Origin of the sequence: Nonomuraea jiangxiensis, assembly GCF_900099965.1 — a bacterium.
Taxonomy (GTDB): Bacteria; Actinomycetota; Actinomycetes; order Streptosporangiales; family Streptosporangiaceae; genus Nonomuraea; species Nonomuraea jiangxiensis.
In genome coordinates, this window is the sequence record NZ_FNDJ01000011.1 from 279,190 (window position 1) to 299,654 (window position 20,465).

The window sequence follows — 20,465 nt, forward strand, 5'->3', positions numbered from 1 at the left end:
CGCTCAACGACTGCCGCTGTCTGGAACGACAGTGGGGCGGCGGGGTGATGAGCGGGTTTCTCGCCGGGTGGGTCAGGACTCGCCGGCGGTGAGCGCGGCGTACTCCTCGGGGGAGAGCAGGTCCTCGGGGTCGCCTTCCACGCGCACCCGGAACATCCAGCCGTCGCCGTACGGGTCGCTGTTGGCCAGGCTCGGGTCGTCCACCACGGCCTGGTTCACCTCGACGACCTCGCCGCCGACCGGCGTGTAGATCTCGCTCACCGACTTGGTGGACTCCACCTCGCCGATGGATTCTCCCGCCTCGACGGTCGAGCCGACCTCGGGGAGCTGCACGAAGACGACGTCACCAAGCGCCTCGGCGGCGAAGGCCGTGATGCCGACGGTCACGGTGATGCCGTCGTCCAGGCCGGCGACCCACTCGTGTTCCTTGGTGTAGTTCAGCTCGTCGGGGATGTTGCTCACTTGTTCCTCCTGTAAAAGGGCAGCTCGACCAGGTCCATGGGTTCATGGCTGCCCCGGATGTCCACAGCCAGGCCTGAGTCGGCTCCGGCGTCCACGTAGGCCATCGCGATGGGCCTGCCCAGGCTCTGGGAGGGCGCACCGCTGGTGACCTCGCCGACGACGACGCCGTCTCTGGTGACCGGGTAACCGTGGCGCGGCACCCGGCGGCCCCGCGCGACCAGGCCGACGAGCCTGCGCCGGGGCTGGTCGTCCTTGACCGCCTCGAGCGCAGACCTGCCGACGAAGTCGCCCGGCTTGTCGAATTTCACCACCCTGCCCAGCCCCGCGTCGAACGGGGTCAGCTCCGGGCCGAGCTCGTTGCCGTAGAGCGGCATGCCCGCCTCCAGCCTGAGCGTGTCCCGGCTGGACAGGCCCGCCGGCTTGAGCCCGTGCGGCTCGCCCGCCGCCATGAGCGCGTGCCAGAGCGGCACCGCGTCCTGGTTGGCGACGAACAGCTCGAAGCCGTCCTCGCCGGTGTAGCCGGTACGGGCGATGAGTGCCTGACGCCCGTCGACCAGCCCCGGCAGGCCCGCGTAGTACTTGAGCCCGGCGAGGTCGGCGTCGGTGAGCGTGGCGAGGATCTCCTGGGAGCGGGGTCCCTGGACGGCGATCAGCGCGTACTGGTCCGAGCGATCCTCGACCACCGCGTCGTACGCCTTCGCACGATTTTTCAGCTCATTTCCGACTTTTTCGTAGTTCGAGGCATTTGCCACGACCATGAACTGCTCGTCCTCAAGCCGGTAGACGATGAGGTCGTCGAGCACCCCGCCGCGCTCGTTCACGATCATGGTGTATCTGGCCCGCCCGGGTGCCAGCGCCGACAGGTGGCCCACCAGCGCGTAGTCCAGTGCCTGCCCGGCCTGTGGCCCGGTCACGAAGATCTCGCCCATGTGGGAGAGGTCGAACAGCCCGGCCGCCTCGCGGACGGTCTTGTGCTCCGCCGACTCGCTCCCGTACCGGAGCGGCATGAGCCACCCCGCGAAGTCGGTGAGCGTGGCGCCGAGGGTCTCGTGAACGTCTCGTAGCGGTGTAGGTCGGGACATTTGTCGCACCTCAGGACAGGATTGGATGCCAGCATCCTCCCCCTCTGTCATCGATGCCTGAGAGCTTCGCCCGACTTTTACCGGACTTTCACCTTCGGCGAGGCCGACAGGCCTGCTTTCCAGAGGTCACCTCGGCCGTGCGGTCCTTTGCCTTGAGAGGTTCGCGGGGAGGGCTTGCTCCTTCAGGGACCCTGACCGGCTGTCAGGGCGCTCTCCCGCACGGTTTCGCCAGTGATGTCCGTCAAGCCTAGTGCCGCGACAGGGGTCTTGTCGCGCTTGGGTCTGTGGTGAACCGTCCGGAACGCGGGGACGTCGTACCGAATATGTACCGGCGTACGGCGACCCTCGGCCTGGCGGCCACCCTGGCCCTCACCTCCTGCGGCACCCAGCGGGCCGGTGCGCCGCCCGCGCCGGCGCCCCGCTACGAGGCCAGCGTGACCGTGCTCGAAGGCCACGGACACGGGCCCCAGCTCTGCGCGGCGGTCGCCGAGTCGCTGCCGCCACGGTGCGGCGGCCCCGACGTCGTCGGCTGGGACTGGAAGGCGGTGGCGCACGAGTCGCAGTCCGGGGTGAGGTGGGGCTCCTACCGGGTGGTCGGCACCTGGGACGGCGCCAGGCTGACGCTCACCGAGCCGCCGGGCGCGCCCGAGCGGGAGACCCCGCCAGGGGAGGACTTCTCCAGCCCGTGCCCGGCGCCGGAGGGCGGCTGGCGGCCGGTCGATCCGGCCAGGGCCACGCAGCCGGCCCTGGAGCAGGCCATCGCGCGGGCCGGCACGGCCAAGGAGTTCGCGGGCGCCTGGGTGGACCAGGACTACCTGGGCGAGCGGGGCGCGGATTCCCCGGACGCCAACGACCCGGCGCGGCTGGTGCTCAACCTGCGGTTCACCGGCGACCTGTCGGACCGCGAGGCGTGGATCCGCGAGGTGTGGGGCGGCGCGCTGTGCGTGAGCGGCGCGCGGCGCACCGAGGCCGAGCTGAACTCGATCCAGGAGCAGGTCCAGAGCGGGCTGGGCGAGGCCATGATCACGGCGTCGTCCAGCGTGCTGCGGAACCAGGTGGAGGTGGGCGTCTGGCTGGTCACCGAGGAACAGCGCCGCGCCGCCGACGAGCGGTACGGCGCGGGCGCGGTGGTGTTCGACAGCGTGCTGCGGCCGGTGGGGTGACGTCGCCTGCAGGTCAGCAGGCGGCGACCAGCGCCTCGAAGAGCGCGCAGTCCGCGGCCGCCTCCGGGTGCCACTGCACGGCCATGACGAAGCCACCGGAGTCCGGCTCGACCGCCTCGATCGTGCCGTCCTCGGCGGTGGCGGCGACCGCGAGCCCGGGGGCCAGGCGGTCGATGGCCTGGTGGTGGTAGTGCGGGACCGTGACGGGATCCGTGCCCAGGGCCTTGGCCAGGCGGGTGCCGGGTCTCGGCGTGACGGGCAGGTGGCCGAAGCGGCCGGGCTCCGGGGAGTGGCCCTGGTGCCCGACCACGTCGGGGAGGTGCTGGTGCAGGCTGCCGCCGAGGGCGACGTTGAGGACCTGCATGCCGCGGCAGACACCGAGGAACGGCAGGCCCGCGTCGAGGGCCGCGCGCAGCACGGTGAACTCGGCCTCGTCACGGAACTCGCGGACGTAGCCGGTGCGGTCGTGCGGTGGCTCGCCGTACCTGGCCGGGTCGATGTCGCCGCCCCCGGCCAGGACGAGGCCGTCCAGGCGGCTCACGACCGGTCCTGGATCGCCGGCCGGGGGCAGCACGACGGGCTGGCCGCCGGCGCGTACGACCTGCTCCACGTACATGTACGGAAGCAGCGCGACGGGCAGGTCCCACACCGTGAACTTCGCGGGCTCGACGTAGCACGTGATGCCGATGACGGGACGGCGCACGATGCGATACCTCCTAGAACGGCGTGACGTAGGCGCCGGAGATGCCGCCGTCCACCAGGAACTCGCTGCCCGTGATGAACGACGCGTCGTCGCTGGCCAGGAAGGCCACCGCCGCCGCGATCTCCGAGGCCTCGGCGAAGCGGCCCACCGGGATGTGCACCAGCCGCCGCTGCGCCCGCTCCGGGTCCTTGGCGAACAACTCCTGCAGCAGCGGCGTGTTCACCGGCCCCGGGCACAGGGCGTTCACCCTGATGCCCTCCCGGGCGAACTGCACGCCCAGCTCCCGCGACATCGCCAGCACCCCGCCCTTGGAGGCCGTGTACGAGATCTGCGAGGTGGCCGAGCCCATCACCGCCACGAAGGACGCCGTGTTGATGATCGAGCCCTTGCCCTGGCGGCGCATGTAAGGAATGACGTGCTTGCAGCACAGGTAGACGCTGGTCAGGTTCACCTCCTGGACCCGGCGCCAGGCGTCGATGCCGGTCTCCAGGATGGAGTCGTCGTCCGGGGGCGAGATGCCGGCGTTGTTGAACGCGATGTCCACGCTGCCGTAGGTCTCCTGGGCCGTCGCGTACATCCGGGCGACGTCGTCCTCGCTCGTCACGTCGGCCTTGACGAAGAGGCCCGCGACCTCGCTCGCGGCCTTGGCGCCGGACTCCTCATCGATGTCCGCGCACACCACCTTGGCGCCCTCGGCGGCGAACCTGCGGGCCGTGGCCAGCCCGATCCCGCTGCCGGCGCCGGTAATGACGGCCACCCGATCCTGCAAACGCTGCATGTGATTGCTCAATCCGTTGAGATGAACACGTTCTTGGTCTCGGTGAACGCCGCCAGGGCGTCCGGGCCGAGCTCCCTGCCGAGCCCCGACTGCTTGAAGCCGCCGAACGGGGTCCAGTAGCGCACCGACGAGTGCGAGTTCACCGAGAGGGCGCCCGACTCGACCGCCCTGGCCACGCGGAGCGCCCGTCCGACGTCGCGGGTCCAGATCGAGCCGCTGAGGCCGTAGGGGGTGTCGTTGGCGATCCGCACGGCCTCCGCCTCGTCCGCGAACGGCACCACCGACACCACCGGGCCGAAGATCTCCTCGGTGAACGCCGGGTCGGTGACCTCGGGGGTCAGCACGGTCGGCGGGAACCAGTAGCCCTTGCCCCCCGGGCAGGACCCCTGAAGGTAGGGGGTGCCCTGGACGAAGCCGCGCACCCGGTCGAGGTGCTCGGCGCTGATCAGCGGGCCCATCTCGGTGCTCTCGTCGAGGGGGTCGCCGACCCGCACGCCCTGGACGGCCGGGGCGAGCAGGGCCATGAACTCGTCGTACACGGCGGCCTGGACGAGGATCCTGGAACGGGCGCAGCAGTCCTGGCCCGCGTTGTCGAAGACCGCGTAAGGCGCGGTTTTCGCCGCCTTTTCCAGGTCCGAGTCCGCGAAGACGATGTTCGCGGACTTGCCGCCCAGCTCCAGCGTGATCCGCTTGACCTGAGCCGCCGCCTTGGCGGCGATCTCCTTGCCCACCTCGGTCGAGCCGGTGAACACGATCTTGGCCACGTGCGGGTGCTCGACCAGCCGGGCCCCGGCGACCTCCCCTGCCCCAGGCAGCACCTGGAGCACCCCCTCGGGGAGGCCCGCCGCCAAGGCCAGCTCGGCCAGCCTCAGCGCCGTCAGCGGAGTCCACTCGGCCGGCTTGACGATCACCGTGTTGCCCGCCGCCAGCGCGGGGGCCACGCCCCACGACATGATCAGCATAGGGAAGTTCCACGGCACGATCACGCCCACGACGCCCAGCGGCTCCTGGAACGTGATGTCCACGCCACCGGGCACCGGGATCTGCCTGCCGTGGTTGCGCTCGGGGGCGCCGGCGTAGAAGTGCAGCACGTCGCGCACCGTGCCGGCCTCCCAGCGGGCACTGCCGATCGGGTGCCCGGCGTTGGCCAGCTCCAGCCGCGCCAGCTCCGCCCCGTGCTCGCCCACCAGGTCGGCGAACCTGCGCAGCAGCCGCGCCCGGTCGCCCGGCGCGACCTCGCGCCAGGCCGCGTACGCCTTCCTGGCACGCTCCACGGCCCGATCGACCTCGGCAGCGTCGGCCAGCTCGACGTCGGCTATGACGTCCTCGGTCGCCGGATTAACGATCTTCATTGGCATCTGTCACATTCGCTCGAAACCACGGAACAGCTCCCAGTCCGTCACCGCCGCGTCGAAGGCGGCCAGCTCCACCCGCGCGTTGTTGGCGTAGTGCTCGACCACCTCCTCGCCGAACGCCTCGCGGGCCAGCTTCGACCCCTCGAACAGCGCCAGCGCGTCCCGCAGCGTGTGCGGCACGGTCTCGGCGCCGGACTCGTAGGCGTTGCCCTCGAAGGCGCCCTCCAGCGGCAGCTCCTGGTCCATGCCGTGCAGCCCGGCCGCCACCAGCGCGGACACCGCCAGGTACGGGTTGACGTCGCCGCCCGGCACCCGGTTCTCCACGCGCAGCGACCGGCCATGGCCGACCAGCCGGAGCGAGCACGTGCGGTTGTCGACGCCCCACTTGACGGTCGTGGGGGCGAAGCTGCCGGGCACGTAGCGCTTGTAGGAGTTGATGTTGGGGGCGTACATCAGGGTGAGCTCGCGCATGCAGGCCAGCTGCCCGGCGATGAAGCGGGCGCCGAGCGGGGAGAGCCCGTACGGTCCCTCGCCCGCCATGACCGGGTCGCCGTCGAGGCTCCTGAGCGAGATGTGGATGTGGCAGGAGTTGCCCTCGCGCTGGTTCGGCTTGGCCATGAAGGTGATCGACCTGCCCTCCTGGGCGGCGATCTCCTTGGCGCCGTTCTTGTAGATGGAGTGGTTGTCGCAGGTTCGCAGCGCCTCGTCGTAGCGGAAGGCGATCTCGTGCTGGCCCAGGTTGCACTCGCCCTTGGCGGACTCGACGTACAAGCCGGCGCCCTCCATGTCGCGCCTGATCCGCCGCAGCAGCGGTTCGACGCGGGCCGTGCCGAGCAGCGAGTAGTCGACGTTGTAGAGGTTGGCCGGCGACATGTCGCGGTAGCCGCGCCTCCAGGCGTCCTCGTAGGTGTCCTCGTAGACGCAGAACTCCAGCTCGGTGCCGACGTAGGCGGCCAGGCCGCGCTGGGCGAGGCGGCCGAGCTGCCGGCGCAGGATCTGGCGGGGCGAGGCGGCCACCTCGCCGCCGTCCTCCCACGCCAGGTCCGCCATCAGCATCGCGGTCCCCTCCTGCCACGGCACCCGGCGCAGCGTCGTCAGGTCCGGTTTCATCACGAAGTCGCCATAGCCCCGGTCCCAGGACGACATGGCGTAGCCGGAGACCGTGTTCATGTCCACGTCCACGGCGAGCAGGTAGTTGCACCCCTCGGAGCCGTGGTGCAGCACCTCGTCCAGAAAGTAGCGCGCGGAGAGCCGCTTGCCCTGCAACCTGCCCTGCATGTCGGCGATCGCGAGGAGCACGGTGTCGATGCGCCCGGAAGCGACCTCGTCGCGCAGGTCGCCGGCGGACAGGAACCCGGTGCTCTGTCGCTCGCTCACGCTACGTCGCTCCGATCTGGCCTGACGCGCTTTCCCGTTAATTGGGCTAGTCTCAGACCATTGATGTGTATGCCGGGATCGCTTGTCAAGGCCTGAGGACACGTTGGACGAGTCGGCGCGTTTGATGACGGTGTTGCGGCCGGTCAGGGCCGGTAACGCCTTCGAGGAGACCGTGGAACGGCTACTCCAGGCGATCAAGCTCGGCGTGGTGCCGCCGGGCGGCAAGCTCCCTCCCGAGCGCGAGCTCGCGGTCCGGCTCGGCATCAGCAGGGTCACCCTGCGTGAGGCGATCCGCGCGCTGTCCGACGCGGGCTACCTCGACGTGCGGCGCGGCCGGTACGGCGGCGCCTTCGTCACCTACGTCCCGCCCGAGCCGGACGCCGGCGAGCTGCGCCAGGCCGTGGCCAGGATGGGCATGGCCGAGCTGTCGGACGCGCTCACGTTCCGGCTGGCCGTGGAGTGCGGGGCGGCCCAGGTGCTGGCCGCCTCCGCCCTCACGCCGGAGCAGCGGGCCGTGCTGGCCGGCAGGCTGTCCGACCTCAACGGGGCGGCCCTGGAGGACTACCGCCGCCTCGACACGGCCTTCCACCTGTCCATCGCGGAGCTGACCGGCTCGACGCTGCTGACCGCGACCTGCGCCGACGCCCGCTCCCGGGTCAGCGACCTGCTCAACGCGATCCCCATGCTCCAGGTCAACCTGGACCATGCCGCCACCCAGCACCGGGCCATCGCGGACGCCATTTTCGCCGGGGACCCGGACGCGGCCAGGCAGGCGGTGGCGGAGCATCTGGAGGGCACGGCCGCCCTGTTAAGGGCGTTCCTGTCCTGACAGGTGGGCGCGCAGCCGCTCGTGGCGGAACTGGTAGATGGGGCCGACCGCGCGCAGGATGCCCAGGCGGTGCATGTCGTCCAGGAACGGCATCAGCCGGAACGGCAGCCTTCCGGTGAGGGCCAGGCGGCACAGGACGATCACGCAGACGGCCCAGGCGTGGTGCCTGCCGAAGAGCAGCCCGAAGACGATGGCGGCCAGCCAGGCGAGCGCGAAGGCGAGCGGCACACGCTGCTGAGAGTCGCCCACCGCGGTCAGCAGCAGCGACAGCGGGATCACCATGCTCAGTGAGCCGAGTGCCCGCGCCAGGGTGAGCGCCCGGTCCGACCGCCAGGAGGAGGGCGGGGTGACCGCCGAGAGGTCGGGGGCCGGATGTTCCAGCCACTGCACCAGCCAGACGGCGGTTCCCAGGGGCAGGCCGGCGGCCACGGCGCTGACGATGCCGGTGAGCAAGGAGACCACGGGCGTGGAGCTCTCCAAGGAGCCGAGACCGATGGGCAGGCCGATGGCGAGGCCGGTGACCAGGCCGGCGCGCAGGGCCGGCACCTCGGGCCTGCGCATGAGGTGCCGGCGCAGGGTGACCGTGCCGGGGCTGTCGGCCAGCCACGTGTGCGCGGCCCGGGCGAAGATCAGCGGCAGCGCCACGCCCGTCGTGCCGAGCAGCCACAGCTCGGCCGTGCCGAACGTCATGCGGGAGAGGGCCCCGGCGGCGACCAGGGGGCCCGCCGTCAGGACCGCCAGCACCACTCCCGCGGCGAACGGCAGCAGGCGGCGCTCGGCGGGTGTGGTGAGCCGGGACGCGATCCGCCACCAGGTCACGTCCGGCTGGCAGGCCAGCGTGCGCAGCCATTTCGTCGCGGCCTCGGGGCTCCAGCGGTGGTGCGGCCGGAAGGGAGGGTCAGGAGACGACCGGCGGTCGCCTGCCGGCGCCCCACCTGGGCGGGCGGGGGTGTCGTGGCCCGGCGGTGTCCTGGAGCGGCCGCCGGCCGGTGGTCTGGCGGCCATCGTGGCCGGGACGACGTGGTCGAGGAGGTGGTGCCAGAGCTCGGCTTCGGTGATCCGCGGGTCGGGATCGTGCTCGGCGTGGACGGTGCGGAGCAGCCATAAACCGAGCGGGGTGGCCGCCACGGCCGCGAGCGCCGGGGACTTTCCCGACCGCAGCGTGTCCAGCCAGCCCCGCTCCTCGCCGTTCGGGAGGGATGAGCGCAGGTAGTCGGCCGCCACCCGCGGGGTCACCGCCTTGGGCACGATCACCGCCGCGCCCGTGAGCATCCGGCCCGCCTGCCTGACGGCCGCGTCGTACTCCGGTCTCCGGCAGGTCAGGATCACCTGGTCGCCGTCGCCGAGGCCGCTGTTGAGTCGCGTGATGACCTCCGACCTGGCCGCGGCGGGCAGCTCGTCCAGGCCGTCGAGCACGGGTAACAGGTGGCCGCCGCGCGCCAGCCAGGCGGGGGCGTCGTCGCCGTACTGAGGGGAGCGCAGGCCCGGGTAGTGGGCGGCCAGGCGGTCGGCCAGCCAGCCGGACAGGTGCGGCCACCTGGAGAGGTCCCATTCCGTCAGGGGCAGTATCACCGGCACCGGCTCGCCCTCCTGCGCCGTCTCGATCAGGCCCAGCAGGAGTTGCACCGCCAGCGTGGTCTTTCCGGTGCCCGCACCGCCCGTGATCACCATCCGGCGCGGGTTCAGGGTGCGGAACCAGGCCACCGGGTCACCCACGGGGCGGCCGTGGGCGTACCAGTCGAGGGGGATGGGGCCGGGGTCGTTGAGCGAGCGGGCCGCCGCCTCCTCGCGCCACTGGGCGCGTACGAGCTCGCGCAGCGCGGCCTTGGCGTCCGGCACGGGGACCTCCACGGCGGGCCGCCGCATCCACAGCACCAGCGGCACGGCGACCACCGCGACGGCGAGCAGCACCTGGGCGGCGTCGGCCGAGTCGACCTCCTGGCTGGGATCAAGGTTGCCGGCCACCAGCGCGCTGAGCGCCACCAGAGCGATCAGGGCCACGGCGGCTAATACGGTGCGCCGAGTCACTTTCCTGAGCTTGTACGACGACGGTGTCGGCGGCAAGTGACCTAGAACGGGCAGATGGCTCGTAGCATCTGATTCAGGGACATGGGGCAATGGTTTCAGCAGAGCATCATCGCGACAGGACGGCTACCGCTGTTCTGTTACTTCGTCACGCTGATCGTGGCGTTCATCGCGACCCGCATCAACGTCCGGCTGATCAGGGCGAAGATCGGCTGGTTCCGCAACGTGAACGTGGGTGAGATGCACATCCACCATGCCGTGTTCGGCGTGGTGCTGATGCTGGTGGGCGGGGTCTCCGGGCTCATCGTCCCGTCCAGCTCACAGGCCGGGGCGGTGGCCGCGGCCTGCGTGTTCGGCCTCGGCTCGGCGCTGGTGCTGGACGAGTTCGCGCTGATCCTGCACCTGCACGACGTCTACTGGGAGGAGGAGGGACGCACCTCGGTGGACGCGGTCTTCATCGCGGTCGCCGTCACCGGCCTGCTGCTCATGGGCCTGCGCCCCCTCACCTGGGACTACGGCACCTGGGTCAACCCCGCGGCGCTGATCGTGGCCAACCTGCTGCTCGCCGTCATCACGCTGCTCAAGGGCAAGATCTGGACCGGGATGGCGGGCCTGTTCGTCCCGCCGATGCTGCTGGTCGGCGCGATCCGACTGGCGCGGCCGGGCTCCCCGTGGGCCCGCTGGTTCTTCGCCGCCCGCTCGCCGCGCAAGCTGGCCAGGGCCATCCGCCGTGAGGAACGGTGGCGGCGGCCGGCCATCAAGGTCAAGATCGCCTTCCAGGAGTTCCTTTCCGGCCGCCACGACCTGCCTTCCACCCGGCGCGGTCGCCGCCATATCTGACCGGCGGCCATCCGCGGTCAGGGCGCATGGCCGCACCGACGATCGACCGGCGCCGGTCAGAGGGCGGCCGCCGAACGCAGGGCCAGGCCCGCGCCCAGCAGGACGACCATCGCGGCCGTGCCCAGCGGGGCCAGGCCCGACAGCCCGGCCGTCAGGCGGCGGCCGGCCGAGGCACGGCGTTCCAGCCGGTCCACGAGCTTGACCAGGATCAGGCCCGTGACGGTGAGGGTGGTCGCCATGCCGAGGCCGTAGGCGGTCACCAGCGCCACCCCGAACCACGTCCGGCCCAGGGCGATGGCGCCCAGCAGGACGACCAGGGCCGAGGGACTGGGGACGAGCCCGCCGGCGACGCCGAGCCCCACCAGGCCCGTGCGCTTGTTGCCGCGCTCGTGGTCATGGGCGGGGCCGTGGTCGTGGTCGGGCGAATGCCCGTGCCCGAAGTGGTGGCCATGTCCGTGCCCGTGGCCGTGGGGGGAGGGTTTGCGGGCGTTCAGGAAGAGGCGCAGGCCGATGGCGGCGATCAGGGCGCCGCTGGCCACCCCCAGCCAGCCCAGCACCGACTCCCCGGCCAGCGCCGTGAACGCGCTCAGCAGCAACCCCACCACCAGCACCCCGAGCGTGTGCGTGGCCGTCACCGTCGCGCCCACCACGAGCGCGTCGCGCGGTCGGCCGCGCCGCCCGGCCAGGTACGCCGCCATGATGGTCTTGCCGTGCCCGGGGATCAGCGCGTGCCCGGCCCCCAGCACCACGGCGAGCCCGACGGCCAGCAGCCCGAGCGGCACCGTCAGCGAGTCCGAGCCGATCAGGCCGGTGAACGTGCGGTCCAGGGCGGCCAGCGCGTCCCCGACGGGCCCGCCGATGCCGAGGTCGCCGGACAGCCCGCCGCCGGGGGTGTCCGAGCCGGCGGAGCCATCACGAGCCGGCAGGGCGAGCCCGGGGCCGGCGACGGTGAACGTGGCGGTACGCATGTCGAGCGGGTCGGCCAGCAGATCCTCCGGATACGCCCGCAGCTCCCGGCTCACGCTCGCGGTGGGCGCCGACGAACCGGTCAGCCGCACCCCGTCGCCGACCACGGTGATCTCGCGCCAGCCGATCCGGTCCTGCTCGAACCCGTCGGTGAACTCCACGGCACCGGCCGCGCGGACTCCGGCCACCAGCCGGCAGGTCAACCGGCTCGTCCGCAGGCCCCCCTCACCGGGTGCGTAGGCGAAGCCGGTGTCCTCGACCCGCCACGGCACCGTACGGCCGCCGATCACCAGCCGCTGGGCGGCGGCCAGAGCGGCGCAGCGCTCGGCCGCGTACCCGGGCGTCACCGCCGGCTCGGCTTGGAGCGTCGGCAGCTCGGCCAGGTCCACGACGGCGAGGTTGAGCACCTCGGAGGCCGAGACGCGCAGGCCGTTGTAGTGGTTGACGGTGAACCGCCCCAGCGGGTGGGCGGCGGTCTGCGCGCCGGCCGCCGGGCCGAGGAGCACGCTCCCGCACAGCGACAATGCCAGGGCCGCGGACAGCAGGACGAGCCGGACGACTCTCATGAGAACCTCGCCAGTGCGGACAGGGACGGGTCGAAGCCGGGGTCCACCCGCACCGGCCGGCCGAGGGCCTGCTCGATCCGGGCCCGGTGATAGCGCAGCAGCGGGTTGCGCCACCCGGTGGCGGTGGCCTTCCTCGCGTACGGCAGCGCCTGCGCGGGTTTGCCCGCCTTGAACAGGGACCAGGCCAGGGCGTCGGCGGCGACCGGGTTCGGGTGGAGGGCGTACTCGGCCCTGGCGTGGCGCACGGCCAGCGCCGGGTCCCCGTGGTCGGCCTCGAACTCGGCCCACGTCAGGTCGTCACGCACGCCGGCGGCCTGGAACAGCTTGCGCTGTGCCCGTAGCAGCGTCCAGTCGGCCGGTTGGCCGGCCTTGAGCCGGGTCTCGCCCTGTTCGATGAGGTATTGAGGGAGCGGGAGGCGTTCGACCACGGTCTCGTACAGGTCGAGTGCCTCGGCCAGCCGGCCGCCCAGGGCCGCTGTCCTCGCCTGGCCCGCGAGGGCGGGCGTGTAGGCCGGGTAGGCCCGCAGGGCCTTGGCGTACCAGGCGGCGGCGGTGGCCAGGTCGCCGGAGTGCAGGGCCAGCTCGCCCAGGTAGTAGCGGGCGTAGGCGAGGTCGGCCGGGGCCCAGGCGTCACCGTGCGCCAGTTCGAGGTATTCGCGGGCCTTGGCCACGTCGCCGCGCAACTCGGCCGCGTAGGAGGCGCGGGCGAAGGAGGCCACCCCCGGGCGCAGGTCCAGCATGCGGTCCACGGCCCGCTGCGCCCCGGGCAGGTCGCCGAGCTGCGTCTTCGCGTCGGCCAGCACGCCGAAGGCCGCTGCGCTGTAGGGGTTGGCGTCCAGGGCGCGCTCGGCCAGGCGCATCGCCTCGGAGAACTCGTGGCGCCCGGCGGCCAGCGCGGCCCGGCCGGCGAGGACGGCGTCGTCGCCGGGCCTCAGCTTGGCGGCCGTGTCGAGCGCCCCTTCGGCCTTGTTGTAGTACGACGGGTCGCCGGTGACCCTGGCCTGGTCCACGTACTGGACGGCAAGTTCGGCCCAGCCGCGGTAGTCGGCCGGGAGGCGCTTGAGCCGCTGCTGCAGGGTCTCGGTGGCGGACACGGCCGCCACCGGCACGGGCGCGGGCGCCGTGGCGAAGGAGACGATGGTGAAGGCCGTGGCCACGATGAGGGCCACGCCGGCGAATATCACGAAGGCACGCATGTCCAAAGCTCCAGGGCTGCGGGGATGCGGGACCGGCCGGCCGTGACGGGGTACGCGGCCGGCCGGCCCCTCTGTTCGGCGGCAGACGATGGGAGACGGGAGGTCTGCCGCCGGGAACGGGCGGGCCTGCTTGGAGAGGGAGTCGGCCCGCCGCGAGGGTTAGCGCTGGTTGACTGCCACGTTGCTCGGCAGCGGGATGTAGGGGAACGTCTGCCCGAAGGGCTTGTCGTTCCTGTCCACCTTGTCGGTGAGCCCCGGCACGAGCTTGCCGGACAGCGCGGCCCCCGCCATGGCCTGCAGCTCGATGTCCACGACGTCGTCGGAGAGGCGGCGGCCGTTCGGGAAGCCCTGCAGGTCACCGCCCAGCACGCCGAGCCGGTTCGGGTCCTTGGCGGGCGGGATCGACATGTTGAGCCGCAACTGCTCGGAGGGACGCAGCTTGCCCGCGTCCTTGTTGAGCACCTGCGAGTTCAGGTCGGCCTTGATCGGGCCGTTCTGCTTCGCGATGCCGGTCAGGAAGATCTCGACCAGGTCGGTACGCGGGGTCGCGGGCGCCTTGATGCCGTAGATGGCCTCCAGCAGCCTGGCCACCTCCGGGTCGGTGACCCGGTTGACCAGGGCCTTGACATCGGCGTCCTTCGACGGGTCCAGCGCGTTGAAGGCGTCCTTCAGGCCGGCGGGCGCGACGACCTCGTTCACCAGCGGGTTGCACAGGCGGGAGACCTGCACGAAGTTCTTGCCGTTGAACTTGTCGGTGGTCGAGCAGACGCCGATCACGGGGTTGCGCCTGGGATCGCCCTTGAGCGCGACGTCCGTGGCCGGGACCTGGATGGCCACGGTGTTGACGTTGTAGCCCTTGGTGGTGTCGTTGCCGGTGCCGGACAGGTCGCCGCGGTAGAGCAGGTCGAACACCCGCAGGTCGAGGAAGAACGCCTCGTCGGACTGCCCGGCGAAGGTCCTGCCGCCGCCCGGCAGGCTCTTGATGGACTGGTCGCGCAAGGTCGCGTAGTTGGGCATGGAGGCCCGGCCGACGTTGCTGGGCGCGACGATGCCGTCGTCCACCAGCGTCCTGCTGCCGCCGGGGGTGATCCGCTTGAGCGTGTAGCGCTGGCGGAAGAGCAGGTTCGGGTCGTTCAGCGAGGTGACGGGGCCGTTGTTGTAGAGGAACGTGGTGGTGCCGCGCTTGTCCTCGTTGCGGAACGTCCACTGGTAGGTGATGTCGGTCTTGGCGTCACCGTCGTTGTCGATCTTTATGTTGTACCGGGACTTCGTGGCGAACGGGTAGAAGTTCGGGCCGCCCTGGGGCTCCTCGAACGGGATCCAGTTGGCCAGCAAGGTCACGGTGTCGGCCTTGTCGGGGCTGACGAACGCGTACAGGTCGGTGTTGTCGTGCTGCGGGTCGCCGGCGATGGCCGGGGCCTCGCGGTGCGAGGAAGCGATGCCGGAGTCGGTACGGAGCACGGCCAGCGACGACGCGGCGACCGCGGCGGCGAGGCCAAGTCCAACCAGAGCGCGCCGGTTGATCCGGAGCTCCATGTTCGGTCCTTTCGAAGGGCTGATCGTGAAGGTGCGAGGTTTCCGGCCGGGTTCCTCGACGCCCTATTCGTCCGGCCGCCGCGTCCGGATGTCGTCTCCTCCTGGAGAATGAGGGTCAACATGAGTTGACATACCTGAGTCGTCAATTTAGGTTGACGCGAGCGGGCGGTGTCGGTAGGCGCCTCCCGATCGTTGGGGTAAAACGAGATATGTCGTTAAGGGGGTTGCGGTGGTCAAGGAGCTGCTCGCCTACGTCCGCCCGCACAGGAAGATCCTCATCCTGGGCGGGTTACTGGGTTTGATCGGCTCAGCGGCGGGGCTCGCGATGCCGTTGCTGGCCAAGTACGTGGTGGACGCGTTCGGCGCGGGACACTCGATGGGGGCGCCGCTGCTGGGGCTGGTCGTGGCGGTGGTGATCGGCGCCATCGTGTCGGCCGGGGGCAACTACCTGATGGAGCGCACCGGCGAGGGCATCGTGCTCTCCGCCAGGCGCAGGCTCGTCGACCGGATGTTACGGCTGCGGGTCGCCGACGTGGACCGGCTCAAGCCCGGCGACCTGCTGTCGCGGGTGACCGGTGACACGACGCTGCTGCGGGCCGTGCTCACCAACGGCATCGTCGAGTCGGTCAGCGCGGCGTTCATGCTGGTCGGGGCCATCGTCATGATGGCGACCATGGACGGCGTACTGCTGCTGGTCACGCTGCTCGTGGTGGTGCTGATCGGCGGGCTGGTCGCGTTGATCATGCCGCGGATCCAGCGCGCCCAGACGCAGGCCCAGGAGGCCGTGGGGGAGATGGGGGCGGTGCTGGACCGGGCGCTGCAGGCGTACCGGACCGTCAAGGCGAGCGGCGTGGAGGAGCGGGAGATCGCCGTGGTGGGCGACGCGGCCGTACGCGCCCGCGACCGGGGGCTCCAGGTCGCCGGGTGGACGTCGCTGGCCGGGGTGGCGACCTACATGGCGGTGCAGATCGCGTTCCTGTGCGTGCTGGCCGTCGGCGGGGCCCGGGTCTCCTCGGGCGTGCTGGAGGTGTCGTCGCTGGTCGCGTTCCTGCTGTACCTGTTCTACCTGGTGCCGCCGATCGGGCAGCTCGTCCAGGGCGGCGTCCAGCTCCAGCAGGGGCTCGCCGCGATGAAGCGGATCAAGGAGATCGAGGACCTGCCGGCCGAGCCGGCCGAGCCGACCGGCGTCCACGACGACGCGCAGCCGGTAGGGGTCCGCTTCGAGGACGTGGTCTTCCGGTACGGCGAGGACCGCCCGATCGTGCACCAGGGGGTCAGCTTCGAGGTGCCGCCCGGCGGGCTGACCGCGCTGGTGGGCCCGTCGGGGGCGGGCAAGTCCACGGTGTTCGCGCTGCTCGAACGCTTCTATGAGCATCAGAGCGGGCGCATCCTGGTCGGCGGCCGGGACATCCGCGAGTGGCCGCTGGGCGAGCTGCGGGGCGCCCTGGGCTACGTCGAGCAGGACGCCCCCGTGCTGGCCGGGACGCTGCGGGAGAACCTGCTCTTCGCCGCCCCGGACGTCACGGAGGACGAGCTGCTCCGCGCGGTCACCCGTACCAGGCTCGACGACCTTGTGGAACGGCTGCCCGAGGGGCTGGAGACGGCGGTCGGGCACCGCGGCGTGCTGCTGTCGGGCGGCGAGCGGCAGCGCGTCGCCATCGCCAGGGCGCTGCTGCGCAAGCCCAGGCTGCTGCTGCTCGACGAGGCCACCTCGCAGCTCGACGCGGTCAACGAGCTGCGGCTGCGCGAGGTCATCTCCGAGGTCGCCAGGGAGACGACCGTACTGGTCATCGCGCACCGGCTGTCCACCGTCACCAACGCCGACCGGATCGTCGTCATGGAAGGGGGCGGGGTGCGGGCCGTCGGCACGCACGCCTCACTGGTCGGCGCGGACGAGCTCTACCGGGAGCTGGCCGCCACGCAGTTCCTGGTGAGCTGACCGCGCATCCCCGGCGGGCGAGTCCGGACGGTCCCGACGTGGCCGCACGAATGAGAACGCGGTGTGGCCACGCGGGATGAGAATGCCGGGGGGACAGCGTTGGAGGTGGCGTGGCGGACGGATATCACGGTGGGCTGGGTGTGCTGCTGGATGGCCGGAAGTTGTCACCCGCGCAGCGGAGGATCGCCGACTATCTCGGCGAGCATCTGGAAGAGGCGATCTTTCTGTCCAGCGTGGAGCTGGCAGAGAGGTCCGGGGTCAGCCAGCCCTCGGTGACCAGGTTCGCCATGGTGCTGGGCTTCGCCGGATATCCCGAGCTGCGGCAGGCGCTGCGGCCGCTGGTGCTGGGGCCCGAGGCCGGGGGATCGCGGGAGAGCCTGCTGCGCGGGGCCATCGACGGGGAGATCCGCAACCTCGCCCTCGTCCGGGAGCGCCTGTCCGCGTTCCCGTTGAAGGAGCTGGGCGAGCAACTGGCCGCCGCCGAGCCGTTGCCCGTGGTCGGGCTGCGGGTCTCCTGCGGGCTGGCCACCACCTTCGCCTACTACGCCCGGCGCATCCATCCCGACGTGCGCCTGCTCGTCCACGGCGGGTCCGAGCTGGTCGACGGGCTGCACGCGGCGCGGCGGGCGGGGGCCGAGTGGGTGGTGGCCGTGATGCTGCCGCGCTATCCCGCCGAGGCCGTGCAGGCCCTGGAGTACGCCGGGAAGATGGGGCTGAAGGTGGCGGCCATCACCGACAGGTCGGACTTCCCTGCCGAGGTGGTGCTGGACGCGCCCGTCGGCGACCGGCTGGTGTTCGACTCGCACGCGGCCCCGCTCGCCCTGGCCATGGCCCTGGTCGAGGCCATGGCCGACGCGATGCCCCTGCGCACACGGGCGCGGCTGGAGGAATACGAGCGGATGACCGGCGAGACCGGCATGTTCCTATCCGGCGATCCGGCGTAGCGACCGCATCGACCAGATCGTGGTCAGCACCGCCAGCACGATGAAGAAGGCGAAGGCGATCGGGATCGAGGCGTCTGTCAGCCTCCCGTCGAAGAGCGCCCGTCCCGCCTCGACCGCGTGATAGAGCGGATTGGCCGACGCGAGGACCTTCATCCAGTCGGGCGCGAACGAGAAGGGCGACGGCCACGATCAGCACCAGGGCCGCCTGGCACACCAGGACGACCATGTCCTTGGCCACCCGCCCGAGCACGATGGCCGGCCGCCAGGCGGGCTGCAGGATGCCGAACAGATGTCAATCTCAATAGGCTGACTGCCATGACTGAACGACCGACGGCGCTGGTCACCGGCGCTTCCCGGGGCGTGGGCGCGGCCGTCGCGCGGGCCCTGGCTCCGACCCACCACGTCATCCTCGGCGGCCGCGACCGGGACGCGCTCGCCGGTGTGGCGGCCGGCCTGCCCGACGCGCGGCCCTGGCCGGTGGAGCTGACGGAGGTCACGCAGGCCGACGTGGCGGGGGTGGAGCGGCTCGACGTGCTCGTGCACAGTGCCGGGGTCGGGACGCTCGGCAGGATCGCCGACCTGCCCGCCGACGTGTGGCGCCGGACGATGGAGGTCAACGTGATCGCCGTCGCGGAGCTGACCAGGCTGCTGCTGCCCGCGCTGCGCCGCGCCGGCGGCCACGTGGTGTGCGTCAACTCGGGCTCGGGGCAGCGGGCCAACCCCGAATGGGGCTCCTACTCGGCGAGCAAGTTCGCGCTGAAGGCGTTCGCGGACGCGCTGCGGCTGGAGGAGCCGGCATTGCGGGTCACGACCGTCTACCCGGGGCGGACGGATACCGACATGCAGCGGTCCGTGCGCGCGTACGAGGGCGGGGAGTACGAGCCCGACAAATACCTCAGGCCGGACACCGTGGCGCGGGCGGTGCTGGCCGCCGTCAACGCCGGCCCCGACGCACACCTCACCGAGCTGACCGTCCGGCCCCGGGGCGGTCGCGTCAACTGAGCCGAACGGCACTCTGCCATTTCGGCGTGTCCTGCACCCCCGGCGAGCGCGCCGAGCAGGCAAACTGCGAGGCGGGGGTCGTGGCGCTCGCGGACATGCTGGAGGACCTGTGTCGCTGACTTACTGGTGCGAGCAGGCCTGGCTGCCCGACGGCGTCGCGGAAGGGGTGCTCATCGAGGTCGAGGGCGACCGGATCGCGTGGATCGGCCAGGGCGCGCCCGGCCCGGCGGAACGGCTGGCGGGGCTGACGATCCCCGGCCTGGCCAACGCCCACTCCCACGCCTTCCACCGGGCACTGCGCGGCGGCGCCCTGGAGGACAAGGGGGACTTCTGGACCTGGCGCGACCGCATGTACGACGTGGCCGCCCGGCTCGACCCCGACCGTTATCTCCGGCTGGCCAGGGCCGTCTACGCCGAGATGGCGCTGGCCGGGGTGACGTGCGTGGGCGAGTTCCACTACGTGCACCACGCGCCGGACGGCCGGCCGTACGAGGACGCCAACGCCATGGGCCACGTCCTCGTCCAGGCCGCCAGGGAGGCCGGCCTGCGCATCGCGCTGCTCGACGCCTGCTACCTGTCCGGAGGCATCGGGGTGCCGCTGTCCGGCACGCAACTGCGCTTCTCCGACGGGAGCGCCGAACGCTGGGCCGCCAGGGCCGAGGAGCTCGTCTCGGCCTATGCGGGGCAGTCCGACGTGCAGATCGGCGTGGCCATCCACTCCGTGCGCGCGGTGCCGCCGGACCAGATGCCGGTGGTGGCCGAGTTCTCCCACACGTACGCGGCGCCGCTCCACGTCCACGTCTCCGAGCAGCAGGGAGAGAACGCGGCGTGCGTCGAGCGGTACGCGGCCACGCCCACGCAGGTGCTGCACGAGCGGGGCACGCTGGGGCCGCGTTCGACCGCCGTGCACGCCACCCACCTGACCGACGTGGACATCGAGCTGCTCGGGCAGTCGAGTACGTACATCTGCATGTGCCCCACCACCGAACGCGACCTCGCCGACGGCATCGGCCCGGCCAGGACGGCGGCCGACCGGGGCGCGCGGATCACGCTCGGCTCGGACAGCCACGCAGTGATCGACCTGTTCGAGGAGGCCAGGGCGGTGGAGCTGAACGAGCGGCTGGCCACCAGGAAGCGCGGTCACTGGCGCGCCGCCGAGCTGCTCGGCGCCGCCACCGGCGCGGGGCACAGCTCGCTCGGCTTCCCCGACGCGGGCCAGCTCGTCCCTGGCGCCTGGGCCGACCTGGTGTCCGTCCGGCTGGACTCCGTACGGACGGCGGGCGCGGAGGGGCTGGAGGCCGTGGTGTTCGCGGCCACGGCGGCGGACGTGCACTCGGTGGTCTCCGGCGGGCGCCGGGTGGTCACCGGGGGGCGGCACCGGCTGGGCGACGTCGGCGCCCTGCTGTCCGAGGCGATCGCCGAGTCACGCTGAAGGAGATGAGGCGGCCGCCGTTTCAGAGGCGCGTGGCCAGGCCCTATGTCACAGGGTGTGACGGGTGCCCGGGTGCTTAGGCCGCGGCTCACGGCGTGCGGACGTAGAGTGGGTGCGGCCCTCCGAGCCCCGCGGAGCGGGCCGTGTCAGGGGCCCTTTCCTGGGCGCGTCCCCGCACACCCCGCCTTCACCAGGCGTTTCACGGTGATCTCCTCCTTGAGGAGGACATCCAGAACCCTCCCTCGGTCGTAGCTGTTTAGGGAATCTTTG

18 protein-coding genes and 2 riboswitches are annotated in these 20,465 nt (G+C 71.8%); of the genes, 7 read left to right on the forward strand and 11 right to left on the reverse strand.

Annotated elements, in window-relative coordinates:
- Window positions 1-72: 72 nt before the first annotated feature.
- Together gcvH and gcvT are read right to left on the reverse strand one after the other, a co-directional pair.
- Window positions 73-462, reverse strand: a complete 390-nt coding sequence (gene gcvH / locus BLS95_RS25000) for a glycine cleavage system protein GcvH (protein WP_090935744.1) — start codon at window positions 460-462, stop codon at window positions 73-75.
- Window positions 459-1,544 carry a glycine cleavage system aminomethyltransferase GcvT gene (gene gcvT, locus BLS95_RS25005; RefSeq protein ID WP_090935748.1) on the reverse strand — a complete coding sequence of 362 codons (1,086 nt, stop codon included), beginning with the start codon at window positions 1,542-1,544 and terminating at the stop codon, window positions 459-461. Before gcvT ends, gcvH begins: the two co-directional genes overlap by 4 nt.
- A 34-nt stretch (window positions 1,545-1,578) precedes the next feature.
- A riboswitch (glycine riboswitch) is annotated at window positions 1,579-1,674 on the reverse strand.
- Window positions 1,675-1,772, reverse strand: a riboswitch (glycine riboswitch).
- Between the two features lie 95 nt (window positions 1,773-1,867).
- Between gcvT and BLS95_RS25010 the strand changes: the two genes are divergently transcribed.
- Window positions 1,868-2,707, forward strand: a complete 840-nt coding sequence (locus tag BLS95_RS25010) for a hypothetical protein (protein WP_090935751.1) — start codon at window positions 1,868-1,870, stop codon at window positions 2,705-2,707.
- A 13-nt stretch (window positions 2,708-2,720) separates the two neighbouring features.
- On the opposite strand, the gene BLS95_RS25015 is transcribed toward BLS95_RS25010, so the two are convergent.
- Genes BLS95_RS25015 through BLS95_RS25030 form a run of 4 tightly spaced genes read right to left on the reverse strand, consistent with a single transcriptional unit; the run spans window position 2,721 to window position 6,920 of the window.
- The gene (locus BLS95_RS25015) at window positions 2,721-3,410 is read right to left on the reverse strand and encodes a gamma-glutamyl-gamma-aminobutyrate hydrolase family protein (RefSeq protein ID WP_090935754.1); all 690 of its coding nucleotides are present in this window, start codon (window positions 3,408-3,410) and stop codon (window positions 2,721-2,723) included.
- A gap of 13 nt (window positions 3,411-3,423) precedes the next feature.
- Complete coding sequence (locus BLS95_RS25020) at window positions 3,424-4,188, reverse strand: 3-oxoacyl-ACP reductase (protein WP_090935757.1); 765 nt, start codon at window positions 4,186-4,188, stop codon at window positions 3,424-3,426.
- Between the two features lie 8 nt (window positions 4,189-4,196).
- Window positions 4,197-5,546, reverse strand: coding sequence for an aldehyde dehydrogenase family protein (locus BLS95_RS25025; RefSeq protein WP_090935760.1), 1,350 nt, complete (start codon window positions 5,544-5,546; stop codon window positions 4,197-4,199).
- A 3-nt stretch (window positions 5,547-5,549) separates the two neighbouring features.
- A complete protein-coding gene (locus BLS95_RS25030) occupies window positions 5,550-6,920 on the reverse strand; it encodes a glutamine synthetase family protein (protein WP_090935763.1) in 1,371 nt (456 codons plus the stop codon).
- 124 nt (window positions 6,921-7,044) lie between these two features.
- Between BLS95_RS25030 and BLS95_RS25035 the strand changes: the two genes are divergently transcribed.
- Window positions 7,045-7,749: a FadR/GntR family transcriptional regulator gene (locus tag BLS95_RS25035; RefSeq protein WP_090935765.1), complete on the forward strand. Its 705-nt coding sequence runs from the start codon at window positions 7,045-7,047 to the stop codon at window positions 7,747-7,749.
- Here the strand turns inward: BLS95_RS25035 and BLS95_RS25040 are convergent.
- Complete coding sequence (locus BLS95_RS25040; RefSeq protein ID WP_090935767.1) at window positions 7,729-9,750, reverse strand: NACHT domain-containing protein; 2,022 nt, start codon at window positions 9,748-9,750, stop codon at window positions 7,729-7,731. The two genes, BLS95_RS25035 and BLS95_RS25040, sit on opposite strands and share 21 nt — an antisense overlap.
- 108 nt (window positions 9,751-9,858) lie before the next feature.
- Here BLS95_RS25040 and BLS95_RS25045 point away from each other — a divergent pair, with 108 nt between their 5' ends.
- The gene (locus BLS95_RS25045) at window positions 9,859-10,614 is read left to right on the forward strand and encodes a hypothetical protein (RefSeq protein ID WP_090935770.1); all 756 of its coding nucleotides are present in this window, start codon (window positions 9,859-9,861) and stop codon (window positions 10,612-10,614) included.
- A gap of 56 nt (window positions 10,615-10,670) precedes the next feature.
- Here BLS95_RS25045 and BLS95_RS25050 read toward each other — a convergent pair whose 3' ends face one another.
- From BLS95_RS25050 to BLS95_RS25060, 3 genes are all read right to left on the reverse strand, one after another.
- Window positions 10,671-12,146 (reverse strand): nickel/cobalt transporter, encoded by a 1,476-nt coding sequence (locus tag BLS95_RS25050; RefSeq protein ID WP_090935773.1) that lies wholly within the window; start codon window positions 12,144-12,146, stop codon window positions 10,671-10,673.
- Entirely contained in the window at window positions 12,143-13,342 is a 1,200-nt protein-coding gene (locus BLS95_RS25055; RefSeq protein ID WP_090935776.1) for a tetratricopeptide repeat protein, read from the reverse strand. The genes BLS95_RS25050 and BLS95_RS25055 overlap by 4 nt, the downstream gene beginning before the upstream one ends.
- A gap of 159 nt (window positions 13,343-13,501) precedes the next feature.
- Complete coding sequence (locus BLS95_RS25060) at window positions 13,502-14,878, reverse strand: DUF4331 domain-containing protein (protein WP_090935779.1); 1,377 nt, start codon at window positions 14,876-14,878, stop codon at window positions 13,502-13,504.
- A gap of 229 nt (window positions 14,879-15,107) precedes the next feature.
- Here BLS95_RS25060 and BLS95_RS25065 point away from each other — a divergent pair, with 229 nt between their 5' ends.
- Entirely contained in the window at window positions 15,108-16,817 is a 1,710-nt protein-coding gene (locus BLS95_RS25065; protein WP_090935782.1) for an ABC transporter ATP-binding protein, read from the forward strand.
- Between the two features lie 110 nt (window positions 16,818-16,927).
- Window positions 16,928-17,761, forward strand: coding sequence for a MurR/RpiR family transcriptional regulator (locus BLS95_RS25070; RefSeq protein WP_090935785.1), 834 nt, complete (start codon window positions 16,928-16,930; stop codon window positions 17,759-17,761).
- On the opposite strand, the gene BLS95_RS55855 is transcribed toward BLS95_RS25070, so the two are convergent.
- A complete protein-coding gene (locus tag BLS95_RS55855; RefSeq protein ID WP_176993377.1) occupies window positions 17,741-17,914 on the reverse strand; it encodes a hypothetical protein in 174 nt (57 codons plus the stop codon). The genes BLS95_RS25070 and BLS95_RS55855 overlap by 21 nt on opposite strands.
- 162 nt (window positions 17,915-18,076) lie before the next feature.
- On the opposite strand from BLS95_RS55855, the gene BLS95_RS25080 reads away from it, so the two are divergent.
- Both BLS95_RS25080 and BLS95_RS25085 read left to right on the forward strand, forming a co-directional pair.
- Window positions 18,077-18,763 carry an SDR family oxidoreductase gene (locus BLS95_RS25080; protein ID WP_090935791.1) on the forward strand — a complete coding sequence of 229 codons (687 nt, stop codon included), beginning with the start codon at window positions 18,077-18,079 and terminating at the stop codon, window positions 18,761-18,763.
- A 109-nt stretch (window positions 18,764-18,872) separates the two neighbouring features.
- Complete coding sequence (locus BLS95_RS25085) at window positions 18,873-20,195, forward strand: formimidoylglutamate deiminase (RefSeq protein ID WP_143043861.1); 1,323 nt, start codon at window positions 18,873-18,875, stop codon at window positions 20,193-20,195.
- Window positions 20,196-20,465 lie beyond the last annotated feature (270 nt).